General features: G+C 72.5%; 3 protein-coding genes. All 3 read right to left on the reverse strand.

Features of this window, described 5'->3' with window-relative positions; all coding sequences use genetic code 11:
- Positions 1 to 1,688 (reverse strand): thiol reductant ABC exporter subunit CydD (gene cydD / locus DZG00_RS12470; RefSeq protein ID WP_119455677.1); only part of this gene is annotated, 1,688 nt, incomplete at its 3' end.
- A 7-nt stretch (positions 1,689 to 1,695) separates the two neighbouring features.
- Entirely contained in the window at positions 1,696 to 2,700 is a 1,005-nt protein-coding gene (cydB, locus tag DZG00_RS12475) for a cytochrome d ubiquinol oxidase subunit II (protein ID WP_119382246.1), read from the reverse strand.
- The gene (locus DZG00_RS12480) at positions 2,700 to 4,112 is read right to left on the reverse strand and encodes a cytochrome ubiquinol oxidase subunit I (protein WP_119382245.1); all 1,413 of its coding nucleotides are present in this window, start codon (positions 4,110 to 4,112) and stop codon (positions 2,700 to 2,702) included. Before DZG00_RS12480 ends, cydB begins: the two co-directional genes overlap by 1 nt.
- Positions 4,113 to 4,663: the final 551 nt, after the last annotated feature.

A 4,663-nucleotide genomic window follows, 5' to 3' on the forward strand; every position in this document is an offset into this window, starting at 1 on the left:
CGCGCGGGAGCGGCGGCGGACGACCTGACGCCTGCGGGGACGTGGCCGGATCCCCCGCCCAGCCGCAGCTCGGCGTCGGCGGCGCTCACCAGGGCGCCGCGGTGCGTCACCACGACGACCGCCCGGCCCTGGTCGGCGAGCTCACGGATCCCCGCGGCCAGCCGCTCCTCGGACGACGCGTCGAGCGCCGAGCTCGGCTCGTCGAGCAGCACGAGCGGGCAGTCGAGGGCGAGCGCGCGGTGCACGGCGCGCGCGACCGCGACCCGCTGCGCCTGCCCGCCGGAGAGCCCCTGCCCGCCGACGCCGAGCACGAGGTCCGGGTCGATGCCGTCGGCCGCCGCCATCGCGAGCGCCCGCCGGACGAGCGCGTCGTCGGGATCCGCGATGCCCAGCGCGACGTTCTCGCGCACGGTGCCGGCCACGAGTCCCGGCCGCTGGCCCGCCCACGCGATCTCGGTCGGGCGCGGCGGACGCGGCACGGATGCGGCGGCGCCGTCCCACTCGATCGCGCCGTCGGCCGGCAGCTGCCCGAGGATCGCGGCCACGAGCGACGACTTGCCGACCCCGCTCGGCCCGGTCACGGCCGTGACGCGTCCGCGCGGGAATCGCGCCGAGAGGCCGGTGAGCACGGGTCGGCCGTCGTGGGAGAGCGCGAGGTCGCGGATCACGAGCGCGTCGCCCGCGGGAGGCGTCGCGGCCGCGGGACCCGTCGTGGGACGCCTGAGGCGCCCCGCCCGCTCCTCCTCGAGGATCCCGAGCACGTCGTCGGAGGCGGCGACCCCCTCGGCGGCCGCGTGGAACTGCACGCCCACCTGGCGGATCGGCAGGAACGCCTCGGGCGCGAGCAGCAGCACGAACAGGCCCACCTCGAGGTCGAGCTGCCCGCCGATGAGGCGCACGCCCACCGACACGGCCACGAGCGCGACCGACAGCGAGGCGGCGAGCTCGAGCACGAAGCCGGAGAGGAACGAGATCCGGAGCACGCGCATGGTCTCGACGCGGTACTCCTCGGTGACGCGGCGGATCCGGGCGGTCTGCCGCCGGGCGCGCCCGAAGACGAGCAGCGTCGACAGCCCGTCGACCACGTCGAGGAAGCCCGAGGCGAGCTCCGTCAGGCGCGACCACTGCCGCCGCTGCACCTCCTGCGTGGCCCAGCCGACGAGCACCATGAACACGGGGATCACGGGCAGCGTCGCGAGGACGGTCACGCCCGTGAGCGGGTCGGACAGGAAGAGCACGGCCACGACGATCGGGGTGGCGAGCGCGGTGAGGATCAGCTGCGGCACGTAGCGCGCGAAGTACGGGTCGAGCGCGTCGAGGCCGGGGCCCACGATCGTCGCGAGGCGTCCTCGGCTGCGGCCCGCCGTCCACGCGGGACCGAGGTCCGCGATCGCCCGCAGCGCCCGCCGACGCAGCTCGGCCGTCACCTGAGCGGCGCCGCGGACCCCGACCACGTCGAGGAGCCAGGCCGACGCGCCGCGGACCACGGCGGATCCGACGGCGAGCGCGAGCACGGGCCCGAGCGCCGCTGCGTCCGCCCCGCCGATCGCCCGCACGACCAGCTGCGTGAGCGACCAGCAGAAGGCCACGAGCGCGACGGTCTGCACGACGCCGACCAGGGCGCCCGCGGCGAGCATCGCGCGGGCGGACGCGGAGTGCCGCAGCAGCCGCGGATCCAGGGGCTTCACGGCGCCCCTAGTGCGCGGCCTGCGCGATCACGGCGCGCGTGATGCGCTTCCGGAACACCCAGTACGTCCACCCCTGGTAGGCGAGGATCAGCGGCAGCGCGAACCCCGCGGCCCACGTCATGATCGTGAGCGTGTACGGCGACGACGAGGCGTTCTCGAGCGTGAGGCCGTTCGCCGGGTCGTTCGAGGCGGGCATCACGTACGGGTGCAGCGCCGTGAAGAGGCTGGCGACCGCGAGCGCGATGGTCGCGGCGAGCAGCCCGAACGCCCACCGCTCCCGCCCGCGCACGTTCGCGAGGTAGGAGCCGACGAGGGCGACCGCCGCGAGCGCGGACACGAGCCCCGACAGCGCCGAGCCGTGCGCGAGCGTCGTCCACACGAGGAAGGCCGCGGCGATGACGATCGTCACGGCTCCGACGCGCATCGAGAGCAGGCGGGCGCGGGCGCGGATCGGGCCGTCGGTCTTGAGCGCGGCGAACTGCAGCCCGTTCACCAGGAACAGCGACAGCGTCGTGAGGCCGCCGAGGAGCGCGTACGGGTTCAGCGGGTCGAGCGTGGATCCCGTGTAGTCGTGGTTCGCCGACATCGGCACCCCGCGCACCACGTTCGCGAACACGACGCCCCAGAGGAACGACGGCACGACGGAGCCCACGACGATCATCGCGTCGAACCAGCCGCGCCACCGGTCGGACGCCCCCTGGTGCCGGTACTCGAACGAGACGCCGCGGAGGATCAGCGTGATGAGGATCGCGAGCAGCAGCAGGTAGAAGCCGCTGAACATCGTCGCGTACCACTCGGGGAAGGCCGCGAACAGGGCGGCGCCCGCGACGATGAGCCAGGTCTCGTTGAGGTCCCAGACCGGCCCGATGGTGTTGATCAGGACGCGGCGGTCGGTGTCGTCCTTCGCGAGGAACGGCAGGCTCATGCCCACGCCGAAGTCGAAGCCGTCGAGCACGAAGTAGCCGACGAAGAGGAAGGCGATGACGCCGAACCAGATGAGGGTGAGGTCCATCAGTAGACGCTCGCTTCCCGGGCGACCTCGCCCGTGACGGGGTCGGGCTCCTTCTCGGGATCCGGCCCCTTCTGCGCGGCCTTCAGGATGAGGCGGAACTCCACCACCGCGAGCGAGCCGTAGACGACCGTGAACGCGACGAGCGAGAGCAGCACCTGGAGCCCGGTGACGTTCGGCGAGACCGCCGACGACGTCTGCAGCAGGCTGAACACGATCCAGGGCTGGCGGCCCATCTCCGTGAAGATCCAGCCGACCGTCATCGCGAGCAGCGGCAGCGGGGCGGCCCAGATGGCGACCTTCCACATCCAGGGCTTCGTGATGCGACGGCCCCGGCGGGTGAACCAGAGCCCCGCGACCGCGACGCCGATCGCGGCCATGCCGAAGCCGATCATCCAGCGGAACGCCCAGTAGGTCACCCAGATGGTGGGCGTGTAGTCGCCGGGGCCGTAGCTCGCCACGTACTGCGCCTGCAGGTCGTTGATGCCCTGGACGGTGCCGTCGAACGTGTGCGTGGAGAGGAACGACAGCAGGTACGGGATCCGGATGGAGAACAGCTCGCTCGACCCGTCCGGCGTGCCCCAGGTGAAGAGCGAGAACGACGCGGCGGCGCCGGATGACGTGTCGTAGTGCGCCTCGGCCGCGGCCATCTTCATGGGCTGCGTCTGCACCATCGCGAGGCCGAGCTGGTCGCCCGAGAGGATGGTGAGCGCGCCCGAGACGACCATGAACCACATGCCGAACCGCATGGCCGGCATCATCGTGTCGAGGTGCTGGTTGCGCGACAGGTGCCAGGCGGCGACCGAGATGATCACGGCGGCCGCGCACATGAAGGCCGCGAAGATCGTGTGCGGGAAGGCGGCGAGGGCGACCTTGTTGGTGAGGAGCGCCCAGATGTCGGTGAGCTCGGCGCGCCCGCGGGCCTCGTCGATGCGGTAGCCCACCGGGTTCTGCATGAACGCGTTGGCCGCGAGGATGAAGTACGCCGAGAGGATCGACGCGACCGAGACCACCCAGATGGACGCGAGGTGCAGCCTCTTCGGGAGCTTGTCCCAGCCGAAGATCCACACGCCGATGAACGACGCCTCGAGGAAGAACGCGAGCAGGCCCTCGAGGGCCAGCGGCGCGCCGAACACGTCGCCCACGAAGCGGGAGTACTCCGACCAGTTCATGCCGAACTGGAACTCCTGCACGATGCCGGTGACGGTGCCCATCGCGAAGTTGATGAGGAAGATCCTCCCGAAGAAGCGGGTGAGCCGCAGGTAGTGCTGCTTCCCCGTGCGCACCCAGGCCGTCTGGTACAGCGCGCAGACGAAGGCCATGCCGATCGTGAGCGGCACGAAGAGGAAGTGGTAGACGGTCGTGAGGCCGAACTGCCAGCGCGACAGCAGGAGCGGGTCGAGGAGGTCGTTCACTCGGGGCGACCGCTCTGGCGGCGGCCGGGTGCGGGGTGGTCTCGGGGAACGGTGTGCGGTGTCATGGCGACCGGATGCGCTTCCTGTGGAGGGCGGATCATGCGGGTGGTGAGGCTCCATCGCGACACCACGATTCTACGACTTGTAGACGATCGGCGCGAGCTCCCCGGGGGATCTCGTCCGCGTCGCGTTGGCCGGGTGGCGGCACGCCCGACACCCCGCGTTCACCCGGCCGGGCGAGGGTCGGACCACGCATCCGGATCGGCGTCGACCCGGTGCGCCATCGCGCGTCGCCCGCACGGGCTCCGCATCCCGTCGTCGGCCATCTGATCCGGCACCGCACCCACCCGCACCGCGCACGTCGACCGAAGGGCCGCCGCCATGACCTCACCCGCTCCCGCATCGCCGGCGTCCGGCCTCGCCCGGGGATCCGCGACCACGACCGGCGCGGAGTCCGCCGTCGGCGCCCCCGCGTCCACCTACGTCGGGCTCCTCGTCGCCGAGGGCGCGCACCTCACCGCGCGCGTCGCGGAGGCGGCCGACCTCCTCGC

The organism is Clavibacter lycopersici (genome assembly GCF_003576405.1).
GTDB lineage: Bacteria > Actinomycetota > Actinomycetes > Actinomycetales > Microbacteriaceae > Clavibacter > Clavibacter lycopersici.

Excerpts from the sequence above, each read along its gene's own strand:
- cydB (WP_119382246.1), bottom strand. The coding sequence starts at position 2,700 with ATGGACCTCACCCTCATCTGGTTCGGCGTCATCGCCTTCCTCTTCGTC.